The 17,108-nt window shown below is 35.5% G+C and carries 6 protein-coding genes; all 6 read right to left on the bottom strand.

The window, feature by feature from the left end; translation table 11 throughout:
* Window positions 1–20: 20 nt before the first annotated feature.
* The 6 genes from ACRBBL_RS19885 to ACRBBL_RS19910 all read right to left on the bottom strand — a co-directional run bounded on the left by ACRBBL_RS19885 (window position 21) and on the right by ACRBBL_RS19910 (window position 17,042).
* A complete protein-coding gene (locus tag ACRBBL_RS19885) occupies window positions 21–2,834 on the bottom strand; it encodes a T9SS type A sorting domain-containing protein (RefSeq protein WP_431370834.1) in 2,814 nt (937 codons plus the stop codon).
* Window positions 2,835–2,843: 9 nt separating this feature from the next.
* Window positions 2,844–5,327, bottom strand: a complete 2,484-nt coding sequence (locus ACRBBL_RS19890) for a C1q-like domain-containing protein (protein ID WP_431370835.1) — start codon at window positions 5,325–5,327, stop codon at window positions 2,844–2,846.
* A gap of 104 nt (window positions 5,328–5,431) precedes the next feature.
* Window positions 5,432–8,968: a C1q-like domain-containing protein gene (locus tag ACRBBL_RS19895; RefSeq protein ID WP_431370836.1), complete on the bottom strand. Its 3,537-nt coding sequence runs from the start codon at window positions 8,966–8,968 to the stop codon at window positions 5,432–5,434.
* A gap of 156 nt (window positions 8,969–9,124) precedes the next feature.
* A complete protein-coding gene (locus ACRBBL_RS19900) occupies window positions 9,125–12,853 on the bottom strand; it encodes a beta strand repeat-containing protein (protein ID WP_431370837.1) in 3,729 nt (1,242 codons plus the stop codon).
* A gap of 696 nt (window positions 12,854–13,549) precedes the next feature.
* Complete coding sequence (locus ACRBBL_RS19905) at window positions 13,550–15,181, bottom strand: tetratricopeptide repeat protein (protein ID WP_431370838.1); 1,632 nt, start codon at window positions 15,179–15,181, stop codon at window positions 13,550–13,552.
* A 403-nt stretch (window positions 15,182–15,584) separates the two neighbouring features.
* Window positions 15,585–17,042 (bottom strand): DUF3570 domain-containing protein, encoded by a 1,458-nt coding sequence (locus ACRBBL_RS19910; RefSeq protein WP_431370839.1) that lies wholly within the window; start codon window positions 17,040–17,042, stop codon window positions 15,585–15,587.
* Between the last annotated feature and the right edge of the window lie 66 nt (window positions 17,043–17,108).

Raw genomic sequence — 17,108 nt, forward strand, 5'->3', positions numbered from 1 at the left:
ATTATGATAGATTGTTGTTTTTATTGTTTGACAAAACGTTTCGCTACACTAGTATTTTTACCTACTATTTTGACGATATACATTCCATTAGACAAACTTGACACATCTATTTTTTCTCCCTGATATTCAGCTACATGCAATATTCTCTGTCCGTTTAAATTATAAATAGATATGTTATGTTTTGATTCTGAAATATTTGCTATTTGAAAAGAACTCGTAGTTGGATTTGGGTATAGGATGATATTTGTAGCATCATTATTTGTGCTGAATTCTGGAGTACTTAGCGTATTTCCGAGTAACATCCAGAGTTCTTTTCCATGTGTATTGTCATCAGCTGTAAAGTAGAGAGTATCTTCCCAAATCAACATGTTTTGAATGTTGGAAGATTGATTGTATCCAGGTTTAATGTCATACACCATCGTAAGATCAGTTCCATCATAACGCCACAATTCGTCTCCATGCGTTAAATCGGTAGCTTTCATGTATAAGTTATTGCCTAATACAATATAGGATGATGAGTTTGATGAATTGGAACCTGCGCGAATATCTTTGATCATTGTTGGAGGGTTTACACCATCATATCTCCATGGTTCATTACCATTTACACCATCATTAGCTCTAAAGATTAATTCATTTTGAAAAACTGTCAATCTTCCAGGACCAGAACCTTCTACACCTGGTTGAATATCGTATTCAAGAGTTGGAGGATTCACTCCATCATAACTCCATAATTCAGTATCATAATTAACTCCGCTAGCGGAGAAAAATAGCTTATTATTAAAGAGCGTTAAATTTGATGGATACGATGAATTTGCACCAGTATTTATATCGTGCACTAAACTAAGTGTTGTTCCGTTATATTTCCATAATTCAGTACCATGAGCACCATCTTGAGCAGCAAAATATAAGTTGTTATCATACTCAAGCATTGTATAAATGTAGTTGGATAAAGTGCCTGGATTTAGGTCTGAAATCATTGTTGGCAGATTTACACCATCGTATCTCCATAGTTCTGCTCCATGAATTCCATCATTTGCTATAAATACCAATTCATTATTAAAAACAACCATATTTAAAGGTGATGAACCGTAACTTGTATTGATATCTGCTACTAAAGAAGCAGTTGTGCCATCGTATTCCCATAGTTCTGGGCCATGAATTCCATCGTTTGCAATAATCATGAGTTTGTTGTTGAATGCTATCATTCCATCAATGTTGGAACCATTCCCTGGAATCGTATTAATATTTTGCGCTAGAGTAGGTTGTAACATTGCATCGAGTTTCCATAATTCAGCACCTTCATTTTCTGTTCTTGCTGAGAAATATAATTCACCGTTATATTCAGTAAAATATCTTGGACTACTGTTATTACTACCTACATAGATATCCATTAACATTGAGGCATTTGTTCCATCAAACGACCACAGTTCTTCACCATGAATACCATCATCTGCTTTAAAAATTAGATGATCATTAAATACAGCCAAATTAGCTACAGAAGAACCGTTTGTATTTGCATTGATATCGGCAATTTGAGAAGTTTGAGTTCCATTGTATACATACAATTCTTCTCCTTGAACTCCATTATTTGCAGCAAAATATAAATGTCCATTCCACGTATATAAATTTCGAGGGCTTCCATAGCCATTTATGCGAATGTCTTCAATCATAGAAAAACTAGTCCCGTCATGAACCCATAATTCAGAAGCGTGTATTCCGTCGTTTGCAGCAAAATATAAGGCGTCATTATGCACATAGAAATCTGAAGGATATGCAGGATTTGCATCTGATCGAATGTCTTGTAAAGTTACGTTTACACCATCGTACATATATAATTCATCAGACCATATAAAAAATAGATTCGAACCTAATGCGACCAAATTATTTACATAAGAACCTGCATTCCCAGGATTGACATCTATAGTTGTAAATGAAGTTCCGTTATACTGAATGATTTCATAACCATTTACACCATCATCAGCAGTAAAATATAAATGTGTATTTGTTGCAACTAATCCACTTGGAAATGAACCTGTTGTTCCTGTAAGAATATCTTGAACTAAGGTTGTTGAAGTGCCATCATATTTCCATAATTCAAAATCGTTAGCATTTCCAGCTGCTCTAAAGTATAGTTCGTTTTGAAATACCGTAAATTGACTTGGTCCACTATTACTCCCAACATTAATATCGCTTACTAGTGAAACTGTTGTTCCATCAAATTTTAATAGCTCGTTTCCAAACGAAGGATGATTTCCGCTAAAAAGAATTTCATTATTGTATACTGTTACTTCTTGGGGAAATGTTGAATATGAACCTGTATAAAAATCGTGTATTACAGGTGGATTGATTCCATCATATGCCCAAATTTCAGTTCCATGTACCCCATCATCAGCCGCAAAACATAATACACCATTTAAGTCTACTAAATCTCTAATATTAGGATCATCGTATGACGTATTGATGTCTGCAACCATCGTCGTAGACGTACCGTCGTGTTTCCAGAGTTCATTTCCGTGAACACCATCGTTTGCTATAAAGTATAAAATACCATTTACGACAATTAAATCTTTAGGATTAGATCCATTCGTTCCGTTCCTAATATCCATAACCATTTGTGGCGGATTGGTTTCATCATATTTCCAAAGTTCACTTCCATAAATTCCATCAGAAGCACTAAAGTATAACTCGCCATTGTATTCAATAAATTCCTTTGGACTAGCTCCGTTTGTAATTGTATTGATGTCTTGCACCATCATTGGTTCTTGTGCATAACTAAGAGAAGTTAATGCTAGCATCCATAAAACACATATTATTATTTTGTGAGTGTAGGTCATTTTTATCGTTTAAAATCTGCTTATTAAATATCCGTTAAAACCACTTTCATCATTTATATTCCAAGATGTATCAGAACTAGAGTAAATGACTACTGAAACCGTATCATTCGCATTCAATTTCATGACTCCACCAACATTTAGTGTTTGGTAATTAATAGCTTCTGCGGCTTCTTCTACTTCAGCAATTGCATGCAATCCACTTTGAAGACTAATTGCACCATTAACTCCTAATAATAATCGTACGTAACCAGAATCAATAGCATCATATCTTACTTGAGCTGTGAAATAGTAAAAGCCATTTACAGGTGCTGTAAAAACTCCTGTTGTTTCGTTGAAATGGTTTCCGTTATCAAATAAATTTCTAGGTAAAGCAGCATCTGCAGTTCTCCATCCAGAGAGTTGTACATAGCCTCCTGCTCCAGAAAGCACTTTGGTTCCATTTAAATCTGCTGCAAATGCTGGCAAATTGTTTACGGTCAGTGCATTTGTAGTTACGCTCGTAGCTTGCACATCTGATGTCCAAGAAGGCGTTGTTCCATTTGTTGATAATATTTTGCCTGCTTGTCCAGATTGTACTGGCAATTCTATTTCATTCGTTGGATCACTATCTGCATCGTTTACAGCATCAGTTACCCAAGCATAATTTCCTGAACCATCTGTTTTTAATAGTTGTCCGTCAGTTCCACCACTAGGAAGCATAACTCCAGCTGCAACAGCTGCCCAAGACACATTTCCGGAACCATCTGTAGTTAAGACTTGATTTGCAGTTCCATCTTGCGCAGGCAACGTGTAAGATGCTCCTACTCCTGTATTATCTCCATCAATAGTTAATTGACCATTTAAAGTTGTATGACCATTTTTAGTCATTACTAAGGCGTTACTTCTAGTAATATCAGAACTACCGTTACCTATGACAAATAAAGGATCTGTTGCTACATACGTGTTATGACTAGTAGACGCAAAACCTTCGCTAAACATTCCTATAGTTTGCTGTGCAAAACTTGTTGCTTGCGAACCAACTCCCAATCCTACAGCATACGTTCCAGATACACTATTATTTGTACCTAATGCTATAGATGAAGGTCTTGATGCTAGGTTGTTATGTCCTGCCGCAAAAGCATTTTCTCCATTTGCGACATTGTAACTACCTACTGCCATCGCTCCTGTATTACTAGCAATAGAACCTCGACCGAAAGCTACAGAGTAATCTCCTACTGTATTTGTATCCCATCCGCCTCCATAACCATCACTTTGTGTAGCAGTTCCGGCTCTAAAAGCACCTTTACTTTTATCAAAAAATAATCTTGATTCATCGCCAGAATTATCTATTCCATCATCATTTAATCGTATACTTCCAAATACAAAGTCGTCTGTAGTTACAGTTCCGTTTGCATTACTGGTTACATTTGCTGTAGTAGAAAAAGTATTCACTGGTACAGTTGGAGCATTTACCCAAGAAGTAGTACCCGATCCATCTGTTGCTAGTATTTGATTTGCAACTCCATCTTGCGCTGGTAATGTATAGGATGTTCCTGTTCCTTGATTGTCTCCATCAATAGTTAGTTGACCATTTAGGGTTGTATTTCCATTTTTTAGCATCACTAACGCATCACTTCTGGTCATTTCATCAAATCCATTTCCTATAACAAATAAACGATCTGTCGGAACTTTTATTAATGCATTTCCTGCTTCTGCAGTATTTAAATATCCAATTGTAACTTGGCTTCTAGCTTCTGCAGTTAAAAATTCTCCTGTAGAGAAAGTAGCAATTCCTGTAATGTTATTATTAGCTCCAAAAGTTGCAGAGGTTGGTCCAGAAACCGTGTTTTGGGTTCCCATAGCAAAAGATTGAAAGCCACTTACTGTATTTTTAGTTCCAAAAGCAATGGATCTAAGTCCAACGTTGGAGTCGTCCCATTCAGTACCTTCTGCAAACCCAGCTCTAAGCGCTCCTTTACTTTTATCAAAGAACATTCTTGTATTATCATCTGTCGTATTTATGTCATCAGCTAATTGTGTACTACCAAATACAAAATCGTCTGTAGCAATTGTCCCAGGCCTATTGCTAGTAACATTAGCTGTTGTTGAGAGTGCTTTATCTGCACTTGTTGTTGCATGATTTGCATACGGTACACTCATTAATTGTGAGCTTCCAATGACAACATAGGTTGATCCGCCAGTAATATCAACAGCAGTTTCTAACCAATAGTTTTGTGCACTCCAGTTTATAGAGTTAAAAGAATCTGTAGTTGTTCCTGATCCAATAGTAAGACTAATGATACCATGTGCATTACTCGTAGTTGTATGTGTTTCTGTATAGATGATACTTCCCGTAGCACTTCCTTGCAGTAATTTAATTTGAATTCCAATAGATTGATTGCTTACCAAAGCTCCTGCATTGTCTCTAATTGCCGCTTGATAATTAAAATTTTGAGCATGTGAAATACTAAAAACACCTACCATAAAACATAGTAGTAACGTAATTTTTTTCATTTGATTTGAGGGTCGTTTTATATAATTTTTGCTGTTTTATTTCTATAAAACTCCCTGCCTGAGGACTATCAAATACAGGGAGTTTGTCATTATTTGTGAATTAATTAAAGTTTATTTACTAAATATCCGTTAAAGCCAGATTCTACTTGAAGTGTAAAGCTTGTATCTCCTGTAGATTCTACAAATACAGATACATAATCTCCTGCACTCAATTTTAAAATTCCGCTTACATGTTGTGTATCCCAACTAGCAGTTCCTGCATCCGCATTTCTTATTGAGTGTAAACCGTTTCTAAATCCTTGCTTGTTACCATTTTTTACAATCATTAATCGAGAATATACGGAACCAGAAGCACCATTAATTGCATCGATTCGTACTTGTGCAGAAAAGAAATACAATCCATCTACTGGAGCTGTAAAGCGTCCATTTGTAAGATTTAAATGACTTCCATCATTAAAGAGATCTGTATTTACGGAACTATTCCAATTGCCTACTTCTTTTTCTCCTGCACTAGTATAAGCTGTAGCATTAGACGTTACATTGAACGCTGGTAAACTTGGTATTTTTATGCTAGTAGCTTCTACGGTATTTGTCCAACTAGGATTTGTGCCATCAGTAGTTAAGAATTTCCCTGATTCTCCAGATTGCGTAGGCAATTCGATTTCATTTGTCGGATCATTATCTGCATCGTCTACAGCATCAGTTACCCAAGCATAATTTCCTGAACCATCTGTTTTTAATAATTGTCCGTCAGTTCCTCCGCTAGGAAGCATAGCTCCCGTAGCAACCGCTGCCCAAGCAACATTTCCTGAACCATCGGTAGTTAATACTTGATTTACAGTACCATCTTGTCCTGGTAATGTGTATCCAGTTCCAGCACCTTGATTGTCTGCATCTATTGTTAGTTGACCATTTAAAGTCGTGTTCCCATTCTTCAACATTACTAAAGCGTCGCTTCTGCCAGAAGGACTAGTACCATTACCAATAACAAATAAACGATCGGTTAGGACATCAGAATCTGGTTGGCCACCAGAAGCTATATTATAATAACCAAAAACTTGTTCTGATAAGCCATCTACTATTAAGTTTCTTCCTGAAGCAAAAGCATTTTGACCAGATACTATATTTCCTGACCCTAATGCACTACCAGAATTAGTAACAGTATTCCCAAAACCTGCAACAAATGAATAATTTCCACTGGCAACATTATCTTCTCCAAAAGCAACAGAACCTCTTCCTACATTAGCGGTATCAAAATCATCCAGAAAAGCTTTTCCTGCTCTAAATGCCCATTTACTTTTGTCAAAAAACATTCTTGAATCATCATCTGTACTACCAGTAACATCATCTAATTGCGTACTACCAAATACAAAATCATCTGCTGTTGTATCACCATTTGAATTACTTGTTACATTTGCTGTTGTAGAAAACGCACTTGTTCCTGTAGCATCATTTACCCAAGTATATACGCCGTTTCCATCTGTACTTAATATTTGTCCGTTAGTTCCTCCTGCAGGCAATGTTGCTCCTCCTGAAGCATCTGCCCAAGCAACATTTCCTGAACCATCTGTGGTCATTACTTGGTTAGCGTTACCATCTTGTGCAGGTAATGTATATCCAGGTTCCATTTCCTGATTATCACCATCAATAGTTAATGTACCATTTATAGTTGTGTTTCCATTTTTTAATATCACTAATGCGTCAGAGCTATTTATTCCTTCAAAATCAGAAGTTCCATTACCTACCACTAATAAACGATCGGTTGGTACATGCGCATTTGCATTACCAGCCACAGCTGTATTGAATTGTCCAAGTGTGGTTTGACCTCTAGATTCCGCAGTAATGGCATATCCTAAAGCAATTGATTCTGTTCCTGAAGCGTTCGTGTTTCTACCTAATGCTACAGAATAATTACCTGAAGCTATATTGTTATCTCCCATCGTCATACTATAAAATCCTGATGAAACATTTCGTTGTCCTCCTAGCGTAGAAGCGTACCAACCAGAAGCTACATTTCGTTGTCCAAATCCAACCGTAAAAGGTCCTACATTAGCATCATCAAAACCGCCAAAACCGTCTACTTCGTTTCCTGCTCTGAATGCGCCTTTGCTTTTATCAAAGAACATTCTAGAGTTATCATCAGCTCCTGTAAGATTGTCTAATTGCGAACTACCAAAAACGAAATCATCCGTAGCGATAGTTCCATTTGTATTACTCGTTACATTACTTGTTGTTGTGAAAGATGCTGCTGCTGTTTGGTTTACCCAAGCATATACTCCTGATCCGTCTGTGCTTAAGATTTGTCCTGTAGTTCCACCAGTAGGCAATTCATTTGGAACATCTTGCCAAGCGACAGCAGTTCCGTCTGTTGTTAAGAATTTACCAGATTCATTTGTTTGAACAGGTAATTCAATTTCGTTTGTTGGATCGGCATCTAAATCATCATTCGTTACCCATGATAATGCTCCTGAACCATCAGTAGAAAGTACATATCCATTAGTTCCTCCATTTGGAATGGCAGAAGCTGCTGGCGTTACCCAGGCAACATTTCCAGATCCATCTGTTTGCATGATTTGATTGGCTGTTCCGTCTTGTGCTGGAAGTGTAAAAGAAGTTCCTGATCCTGCATTATCTCCATCAATAGTTAATGTACCATTTAAGGTTGTATTACCATTTTTAAGCATGACTAAGGCATCGCTATTTAATGCTAAGTTGATGTCTTCTTGCCCATTACCAATTACAAATAAGCGATCGGTTGGCACCCATGTGTCGATTGAACCAGAAACAAAGTTACTATATTGACCTAGTTGAATTTCTGCCATCGAGTTTGCGTTTAATTGTCGCCCAATTGCTGTAGAATTTATACCATATGCACGTGCATTTAATCCAAAACCTCTTGCATAATCTGCAAAACCTCCTGCATTTAATCCGAAGGCAAAAGCCTCATTCCCAGTTGCATTGGCATTACGTCCCATAGAAAAAGAGTTTCGTCCGCTAGCAACTCCTCCTTCGCCAAAGCCTACAGAATAATCTCCTACATTCGCTTCATCCCATTGAGTTGTTTGTGTGTATCCTGCTCTAAAAGCAGCTTTACTTTTATCGTAGAACATTCTATTTCCAAAGGCTGCATTAAAGGAGCCGTTATTGTCTAATTGATTAGATCCAAATACAAAATCGTCTGTTAGGTTGTTTCCATTTCCGTTGCTTACAACTCCACTATTTACTGCAAATACACCTGCATTTCCAGCTTGACCACTATTTAACGCATACATTGCGTATGGTACAAATTGTAGTTTGGAAGTTCCTATTTGTGTATAGTTACTGCCGCCTGCTAGATCTACTTGAATGTCAATCCAGTGGTTTTGTGTACTCCAATCAATTGCTTGAAAGTTAGCACCTGATGTTCCGTCTCCAACGGGGAATGTAATAACTCCTTGTGCATTGGAAGTTACGGTGTGTACTTCGTTATACAGCACACTTCCAGAAGGTCCGCCAGCAATAATTCTTACTAATACAGTCATTGACTGATTTGTTGCTGGACTTCCAGTTGCATCGCGTACAACCGCTTGATAATTGAAATTTTGCGCATAGCTAATTATACTGAATACTATTGCTAGAGCCGTAAGGATATTTTTTTTCATTACAGTAGGTTTATGTTTTTTATTTGTTTTACGTGTATACTTTAATGACAGTAAAAAAAATAAGCACCCTATATTTTTTATATTTTTTTAGAAAGAAATAAGTTGTGTAAAAAAGTCCGAACTTATATATTTCGGACTTTTTAATATTCTTTTTAATTAATCAATACTGAATGTTAAACCATCTAAAGAAACCCAATTTTGAACCACATTAAAGCCTGTAGCAATAATTACCGTTCCATTCGGGTTTACATCTACACGAGTAGCACCATTTTCTGTTTCTACTGAAAAGATTCTAGTTTTTGTTGGTCTAAAACCAACAGGTAGTGTCATGATAACATCTGCATTATTAATAGCAGAACTTTTATTACATAAGCCTTCTAAGGTTACCACATTGTTTACTTTTCTATAGCGTGGATCTTGAAAATTTGTTACTGAAAATGATGTGTTATAATATGCCCAACCACTTGCCATTGTAGCAGCAGTATAAGCACCTGGCGCTACTGTATTGTCTGTCCAAGTATAGCCACCAGAACCGTCTGTTTGCAATACTTGTCCATTACTTCCACCAACTGGTAATTCGATTTCATTTAATGGATCGCTATCTGCATCGTTTACTGCATCCGTTATCCAAATAGGTGAAGTTCCATTCGTTGACAATATTTTTCCTGCTTCTCCAGATTGTGTAGGTAATTCAATTTCATTCGTTGGATCACTATCGGCATCGTTTACAGCATCCGTTACCCAAGCATAGTTTCCTGCGCCATCGGTTTTTAATAATTGTCCATCGGTTCCGCCGCTAGGAAGCATTGCTCCAGCAGCAACAGTTATCCAAGCATAGTTTCCTGAACCATCAGTTTTTAATACTTGTCCGTCAGTTCCACCAGTTGGCAATTCTATTTCATTCATTGGATCGCTATCGGCATCGTTTACAGCATCCGTTATCCAAACTGCAGAAGTACCATTTGTAGATAATATTTTTCCTGATTCTCCAGACTGTGTAGGTAATTCAATTTCATTTGTTGGATCGCTATCGGCATCATCTACAGCATCCGTTACCCAAGCATAGTTTCCTACGCCATCGGTTTTTAATAGTTGTCCATCAGTTCCGCCACTAGGAAGCATCGCTCCACTAGCAACCGCTGCCCAAGCAACATTTCCTGAACCATCGGTAGTTAGTACTTGATTTGCAGTACCATCTTGTCCTGGTAAAGTATACGAAGTTCCTGAACCTGTATTATCTCCATCAATCGTTAATTGACCATTTAGCGTTGTGTTCCCATTTTTTAACATGACTAAAGCATCACTAAATCCTACAGCTCTAAAAGCTTCATCTGGATTTGTACCGTTACCAATAACAAATAAACGATCTGTTTCAACAAATTGAGTTGCATCTCCTGTTACCCTTGTATTGTGCGTTCCAATAGATGTTTGTCCAAATGATTCTGCTGTTAAATTTGTACCAGCTGTTATTGCAGCCGCTCCACTAGCAATATTACCTTCTCCTATAGAGACAGAACTCGTGTTATTTGCAATAGAGTTATTTCCAAGCACTATAGAATTGCCACCTACATTAGCATCATCCCATTGTGAATTACTTGCTCCACCAGCTCTAAAAGCTTGTTTGCTTTTATCGAAAAACATACGACTGTCATCATTCGTAGCTGTTGTAACGTCTCCTAATTGTGAACTTCCAAACACAAAGTCGTCTGTAGCTGTATCTCCATTAGCATTGCTCGTTATGTTTGCGGTTGTTGAGAATGCTCCTGAACCTCCTGCAGCAGCATCTGTCCATGATACATTTCCAGCGCCGTCTGTAGTCATTACTTGATTCGCATTACCATCTTGTGCAGGAAATGTATACCCACGTTCTATTTCTTGATTATCACCATCAATTGTTAATGTACCATTTATGGTTGTGTTTCCATTTTTTAATATTACAAAAGCATCTGAACGTGTTACACCATCAAAATCAGAAGTACCATTACCAATTACAAATAAACGATCGGTTGCAACATGAGCATTTGCATTACCTGCCACAGCTGTATTAAATTGCCCAAGTGTAGTTTGCCCTCTAGTTTCTGCTGTAAGATTATATCCTAAAGCTACTGACTCTAGTCCTGAAGAATGATTGCTTCTACCTAACGCTACAGAATAATTAGCTGAAGCAGTATTATTGTCTCCCATGGTCATACTATACCATCCTGATGACGTATTACTTTGTCCACCTAAAGTAGAGGCGTACCATCCTGATGCTACATTTCGTTGTCCAAATCCAACAGAAAAAGGTCCAATACTAGATTCATTAAATCCTGTAAAACCATCTACTTCATTTCCAGCTCTAAAAGCTCCTAAACTTTTATCAAAGAACATTCTAGAGTTATCATCTGCTCCTGATACATTATCTAATTGTGTACTTCCAAAAACAAAATCATCGGTTGCAATAGTACCATTAGCATTACTGGTTACATTACTTGTAGTTGTAAAAGCTGCTGTTGCTGTTTGATCACCCCAAGAATATACTCCTGAACCATCTGTTACTAATACTTGGCCATTAGTTCCTCCAGTTGGCAATTCATTGGGTACATCTTGCCAAGCTACGGCAGTTCCGTCTGTTGTTAAGAATTTGCCAGCTTCACCTGTTTGAGCAGGTAATTCAATTTCGTTTGTAGGATCGTTATCTGCATCGTCATTAGTTACCCACGATAACACTCCTGAACCGTCAGTTGATAGCACATATCCATTTGTCCCTCCATTTGGTATCGCATCTGCTGCAGGAGTTACCCAAGAAACATTTCCTGCTCCATCGGTTTGCATGATTTGGTTTAGTGTTCCATCTTGTGCTGGAAGTGTAAAAGCTGTACCAGCTCCTTGGTTATCACCATCTATAGTAAGAGTTCCATTTAGCGTAGTATTACCGTTTTTAAGCATTACTAACGCATCGCTATTTAAAGCTAGATTTATATCTTCTTGTCCATTACCAATCACAAAAAGTCTATCAGTAGCAACCCAAGTATCTGTAGAACCAGATACAAAGTTACTATACTGACCCAATTGAATTTCTGCCATTGAGTTTGCATTTAACTGTCTTCCTATTGCTGTTGAATTGATTCCATTAGCTCTAGCATTAGGACCAAATCCTCTAGCGTAATCTGCAAAACCTCCTGCATTTATTCCAAAAGCAAAAGCCTCATTTCCTGTTGCATTTGCATTTCTCCCCATAGCAAAAGTATTAGTTCCGCTGGCTAATGCATTTTCACCAAAAGCTGCAGAGTATAGTCCTACATTGGCTTCATCCCATTTATCTCCATCAGTTTTTCCCGCTCTAAATGCAGCTTTACTTTTATCAAAAAACATGCGTCTATTAAAATCGCTTCCTATTCCGCCATTGGCATCTAATTGTGTCGATCCAAATACAAAATCATCTGTAATGACATTACCATTGGCATTGCTTACTACACCACTAGCATAATTGAATGGCCCTGCATTTGTTGAGTTTGTACTATTTAGCGCGTACATAGCATACGGTACAAATCGTAATTCTGAAGTTCCTATTTGTGTGTAGTTGGTTCCGCCTGCTAGATCTACTTGAATGTCTATCCAGTGGTTTTGTGTACTCCAATCTATTGCTAGGAAATTGGCTCCTGAAGTACCTCCTCCAACTGGTAAGGTAATTACTCCTTGTGCATTGGAAGTTACTGTATGTGCTTCATTGTAGAGAATACTACCATTTGGCGCGCCAGCAATAATTCTTACTAACACACTCATAGATTGGTTAGTAACTGGTTCTCCAGCTGCATCTCTTACAACCGCTTGGTAATTAAAATTTTGTGAAAATGAAATTGCACAGTAAAATAGTGCAATAGCGAAGAGGATATTTTTTTTCATTTGTAGGTTATTTTGTTTTGTTATATATACTTATGACAGCGGAAAAAGGGCGCACCCTATTTTTGAGACATCTTATTTTTCTTGATTGAATACTTGTTTTTTTGAGCTACACAAATTTGAGTAAATACCTAGATTAAAACACTTTTTGAGGCTATACAAAAAAGTATACAAATAGATTTTTTAAGAATTCAACTATCTGTTTTACAGAATTTTAACAGATTAAAGGAAATTATTTCTATTTATCTAGAAGCTTGTTGTTTGGTAGATGGTTTTTTGTTTGTTTTTAGCCCTGATAGAAGCGGCATCCTTTTTTATGTAGGTACGGAATAAAAAAGATATAGCGGATAGCAGGAATAGCTTCAAAATGATCATACTTTTTCAAAAAAAACTCCCAAGTTTGCACTTGAGAGCTTTAAAAAAATACTTATCTCCTCTTCGAAATAAGCATATACTGCAACTATCTTTTCATTGTGAATTTTATATACAATTAGTATTGTTAAGGATTTTTTATTATTAAAACACCATAAATTAAACAACAACAATCCTTAGTACCTATTGAAACATTTTAATTCATTTTGAAATTATATTAGTTAGAGTTTTTTATACCTTATAGTTGAAACAAATATGAAAAATGTAATTATTTTAAAGGCTTTTTTTAGGTATACAAAAACGTATACAAATTGATACATACTGATTTTAAGACAGTTCGAGGTAATCTGCAATGCTAACTTCTTTTGGAATGTTTAGTTTTTTGCGTAATCGATAACGCGTTACTACCACACTTTTTCCTGCAATTCCTAATATGGAAGAAATATCAGCATTGTTTAGGTTTAGTTTTTCTAGCGCTAATAAACGTTCTTCCGATTCTGTGAGCTTATATTCTTTTATTTTGGTGAAAAATAAAGGATGAACTGAACTGAATTTTTCTTTAAATACTACCCAATCTTCTTTTGTTAGAATTTTAGTATTCGCTAATTCTTGAAGATTGTGTAAGGTGTTTTTTTCTCCTAATTTTTCGTTTAATACTTGAATTTCTTTATTTAAAGTATCTTGTTCTAAACTTTTAGTAAGTAAAGCCTTTGTGTATTTGGTTAACTCAAGTTGATTTAGCCTTAATTTATTTGCTAAGTGCTTCGATTTGTTTTTATAGTTTCTTCTAATGAGTGAACTTATAATAAACCCCGCAATTAGAACAATACACATTAAAAGGAAGTATAGTTGTTTTTTTGAACGTTCATTTTTAGTTATAATTTTGAGTTCATTTTTTTCTTTTATGAATTGCAAACTATCCGCTAATTTTTCCTGCTTAAACAAATGTTTTAGCTCTAATTCTTGTATTTTTTTAGTAGTTTCGGAGTTAAATACTTTATCAAATTGTTTTTTATAAAGTCTATAATTTTCAAAAGCATCTTTATAGTTTTCTGCTCGTTTTTGAATAAAACTACGACGCAAATATGCTTTCGATAACTTTTCATCAAAGCCTTCTTTCTTTGCTATTTTTATAGATTCAAGATTATGATATAAAGCTTTATCATTTTGACTTAAATAGGTGTAACATCTAGATAAATTATGATGTGTACTAAATAAAGAGATTCTATTTTTTTGTGTTTTGTAGTACTTTAAGTTTTCAAGATATATTGGTAAAGCCATATCAAAATTCTGCTTTCCTTGGTATAAAGTTGCAAGGTTAGAATTAACGTGGTATATATTTGAAGTGTCATTTATACTCCTAAATAATTGCTTTGCTTTTTCATAACACCATAAGGCTGAATCATTTTTTTTGAAATGTCGATACGATACGCCCATCATATTGTAAGCAATAGCTTGCCCTTTAATTTCTTTTAATTTTGACTTTAAATCAATCGCTTTTTTAAAATAACGAATTGCCTTTTTATCAGCATTTAAATCGCGATATACCATTGCGATGTTATGGTAGATATTTGCAATATTGGATGTATCTTTTATGGTTTCATACGCATCTTTAGACTTTAAGTAATACGCTACAGCCACTGAATAATCACCTTCTCGTTTATTTATAACACCTAGTTGCCCATAAATATTTGCCAACTCATTCGTATACTTATGTTCAGGATCGCTTTGGATATCATTTAATGCTGTTGTAAAAAATGGCTCCGCTTTTTTATAATTATTATTCAAATGATAATTCCCAATTGCCAATAATGCTTTTACTTTTGACGGTGTTGTTTCTGCTAGTTTTACAGCCTTTTGCAACTTAACTAATGTTGTATCTTTTTGATTCAGTTTTTGATTTTGAGAAAAACTGAAAAAGCTAGCTAATAAGACGAATATTGGTAGTATATATTTCATTATTATATAAATTCAAAACAATCTATGATTAGAATTTAAGTATGATAATTTTAGGAATGAATTTACATTGTGGTTTTATTAATTGTAAAATTAATACAATTTAAGAGCTTATGATCCATTAAATAGGATACAAAAAAATATACAAAAAACCATAAATCACTTATAGTCATGATTTTAAAAATATATTAATCCAGCATACATTTAAATTTAGTACATATTATGCATATCCTATACAGACTAGTAAAGTCATTAATAGTATAAAGCATATAATTGTAAGTGCTCTGTTAAATGAATATTCTTTTTTCATGATTGTTGATGCTCTAAAAAAGGTTAAAATTAAAACTTGTAGGTTGTAATTTTAACCTTGGTAATTATCGAAAAAACTAAAAACTATTTATATATTTTAATCCAAAATAAACTTAAAACCAGCAGATATTATACCAGCTGTTAATCCGTCACTTCTATCATAAAAACTATATTTTAAATCGAATGATTTTAACCCGAAACCTAAAATTTTAAACTTTGTAAAAACGTCTGTATATCGCAATCCTAAACCGTATTGATGACTATTAAATTTTGATAGATCGTAATCAGAAGTGTAAAATGCAGAAGTTGAGACGTGTGTTTCAAATGGTGCAAAGTAATCTGCCGCTGTTTGATTATAGAAACGATACGTAGGGTTTAAAGTAAATTTACTTTCTCCTAGTTTGATAGGCAATTCAATACTTGCTGTATGAGAATTGACTCCCCAATCATCAAAATAATAACGATAATACGTTCGTAATGCTATTGATTCGTTGATGAAATAGTTAAAACGTGCACCAATAGGAATTTTAAAACGTGTATCAGGCAAGCGTTCTATATCATCTGCCAATTGAAATACATCTGTATTTTGCGGTGTTGTATAGTTTGGAATACTCGCAGCATTTCCAACATAATAATTATCTCTATCCGCAAAATATACACGCTGCATAGGATTGGCGAGCCATCCTTGTTGTTGTACAACATCGAGAAATAACGAGAATTGTGCATTTCTAGTAAGCACTTGCGACCAGCTGAGTGATAAAGAATAGGTGTTTCTAGCTTTATCTTGAATGAGTGTTGTATTGAATGGTGACCAAACTTGTGTTCCGTTTTTATCAATAACTTGACCAGCTTGATTTAGAATATTAATATTTGCGAAGAAACCATTGTTTAAGTTTTCATTTGCTTCGTTGTATGAATCTATTTCAGTAGGATATTTTGGACTCCAAGTATCTAAATACACTTGTCCTTTTATGCTTAATTCTGTGTTTTGATTGTTAAATAATTTAGTATATCCACCTCCAAAACCGACAGAAGTGTAATCATATTCAGCAGCAAAACCTGCATTTACACTCCAAATAGAATTTCTGTCATCAGAACTGTGGCTGTAATTTAAATTGATACTTCCCCAAACATCACTAGCAGAAGCTCCTGAAGAAGCAATCCAAGGGCTTCCTGTAACTGAACTTGTTGTGCCACCACCATCGTCGTCATCGTCGTCGTATCCTCCTCCAGAAGCTCCACTAGCATCAAAAGGGTCTAAATTACTCGAAGATGCTGATGTATACGCAGAAATTCCTGCATCGACAGTTAATACTTCATCTGTATTTAACGGAATTGCAACCACAAAAGTCGGTGTAATATCAGTAAGTTTTTCATCGCCAATTCCACCAGTAACAGAAGCATGATTTCCTTTTTGGGAATAATAACTCATTAAAAAATCGACTTCAGTAGTTTCTAAAACTCGTTTTTTATAAGTAGTTGTCGAATCTTTTTGTGTTTGTGCCATCGCAAAACCAACACTAAATAACAATAGTAATATTATGTTTTTTTTCATTTAAGATTTTTATTAATGAGATCCCGTTTTTCAACGGGATAAGTTCAACTAACAACTTTGAATGCG

The organism is Kordia sp. (assembly GCF_050633145.1).
In the GTDB taxonomy this organism is placed as follows: domain Bacteria; phylum Bacteroidota; class Bacteroidia; order Flavobacteriales; family Flavobacteriaceae; genus Kordia.

Bases quoted from the DNA above. Each gene is read 5' to 3' on its own strand.
- ACRBBL_RS19885 (WP_431370834.1), bottom strand. From the start codon at position 2,834: ATGACCTACACTCACAAAATAATAATATGTGTTTTATGGATGCTAGCA.
- ACRBBL_RS19890 (WP_431370835.1), bottom strand. From the start codon at position 5,327: ATGAAAAAAATTACGTTACTACTATGTTTTATGGTAGGTGTTTTTAGT.
- ACRBBL_RS19895 (WP_431370836.1), bottom strand. From the start codon at position 8,968: ATGAAAAAAAATATCCTTACGGCTCTAGCAATAGTATTCAGTATAATT.
- ACRBBL_RS19900 (WP_431370837.1), bottom strand. From the start codon at position 12,853: ATGAAAAAAAATATCCTCTTCGCTATTGCACTATTTTACTGTGCAATT.
- ACRBBL_RS19905 (WP_431370838.1), bottom strand. From the start codon at position 15,181: ATGAAATATATACTACCAATATTCGTCTTATTAGCTAGCTTTTTCAGT.
- ACRBBL_RS19910 (WP_431370839.1), bottom strand. From the start codon at position 17,042: ATGAAAAAAAACATAATATTACTATTGTTATTTAGTGTTGGTTTTGCG.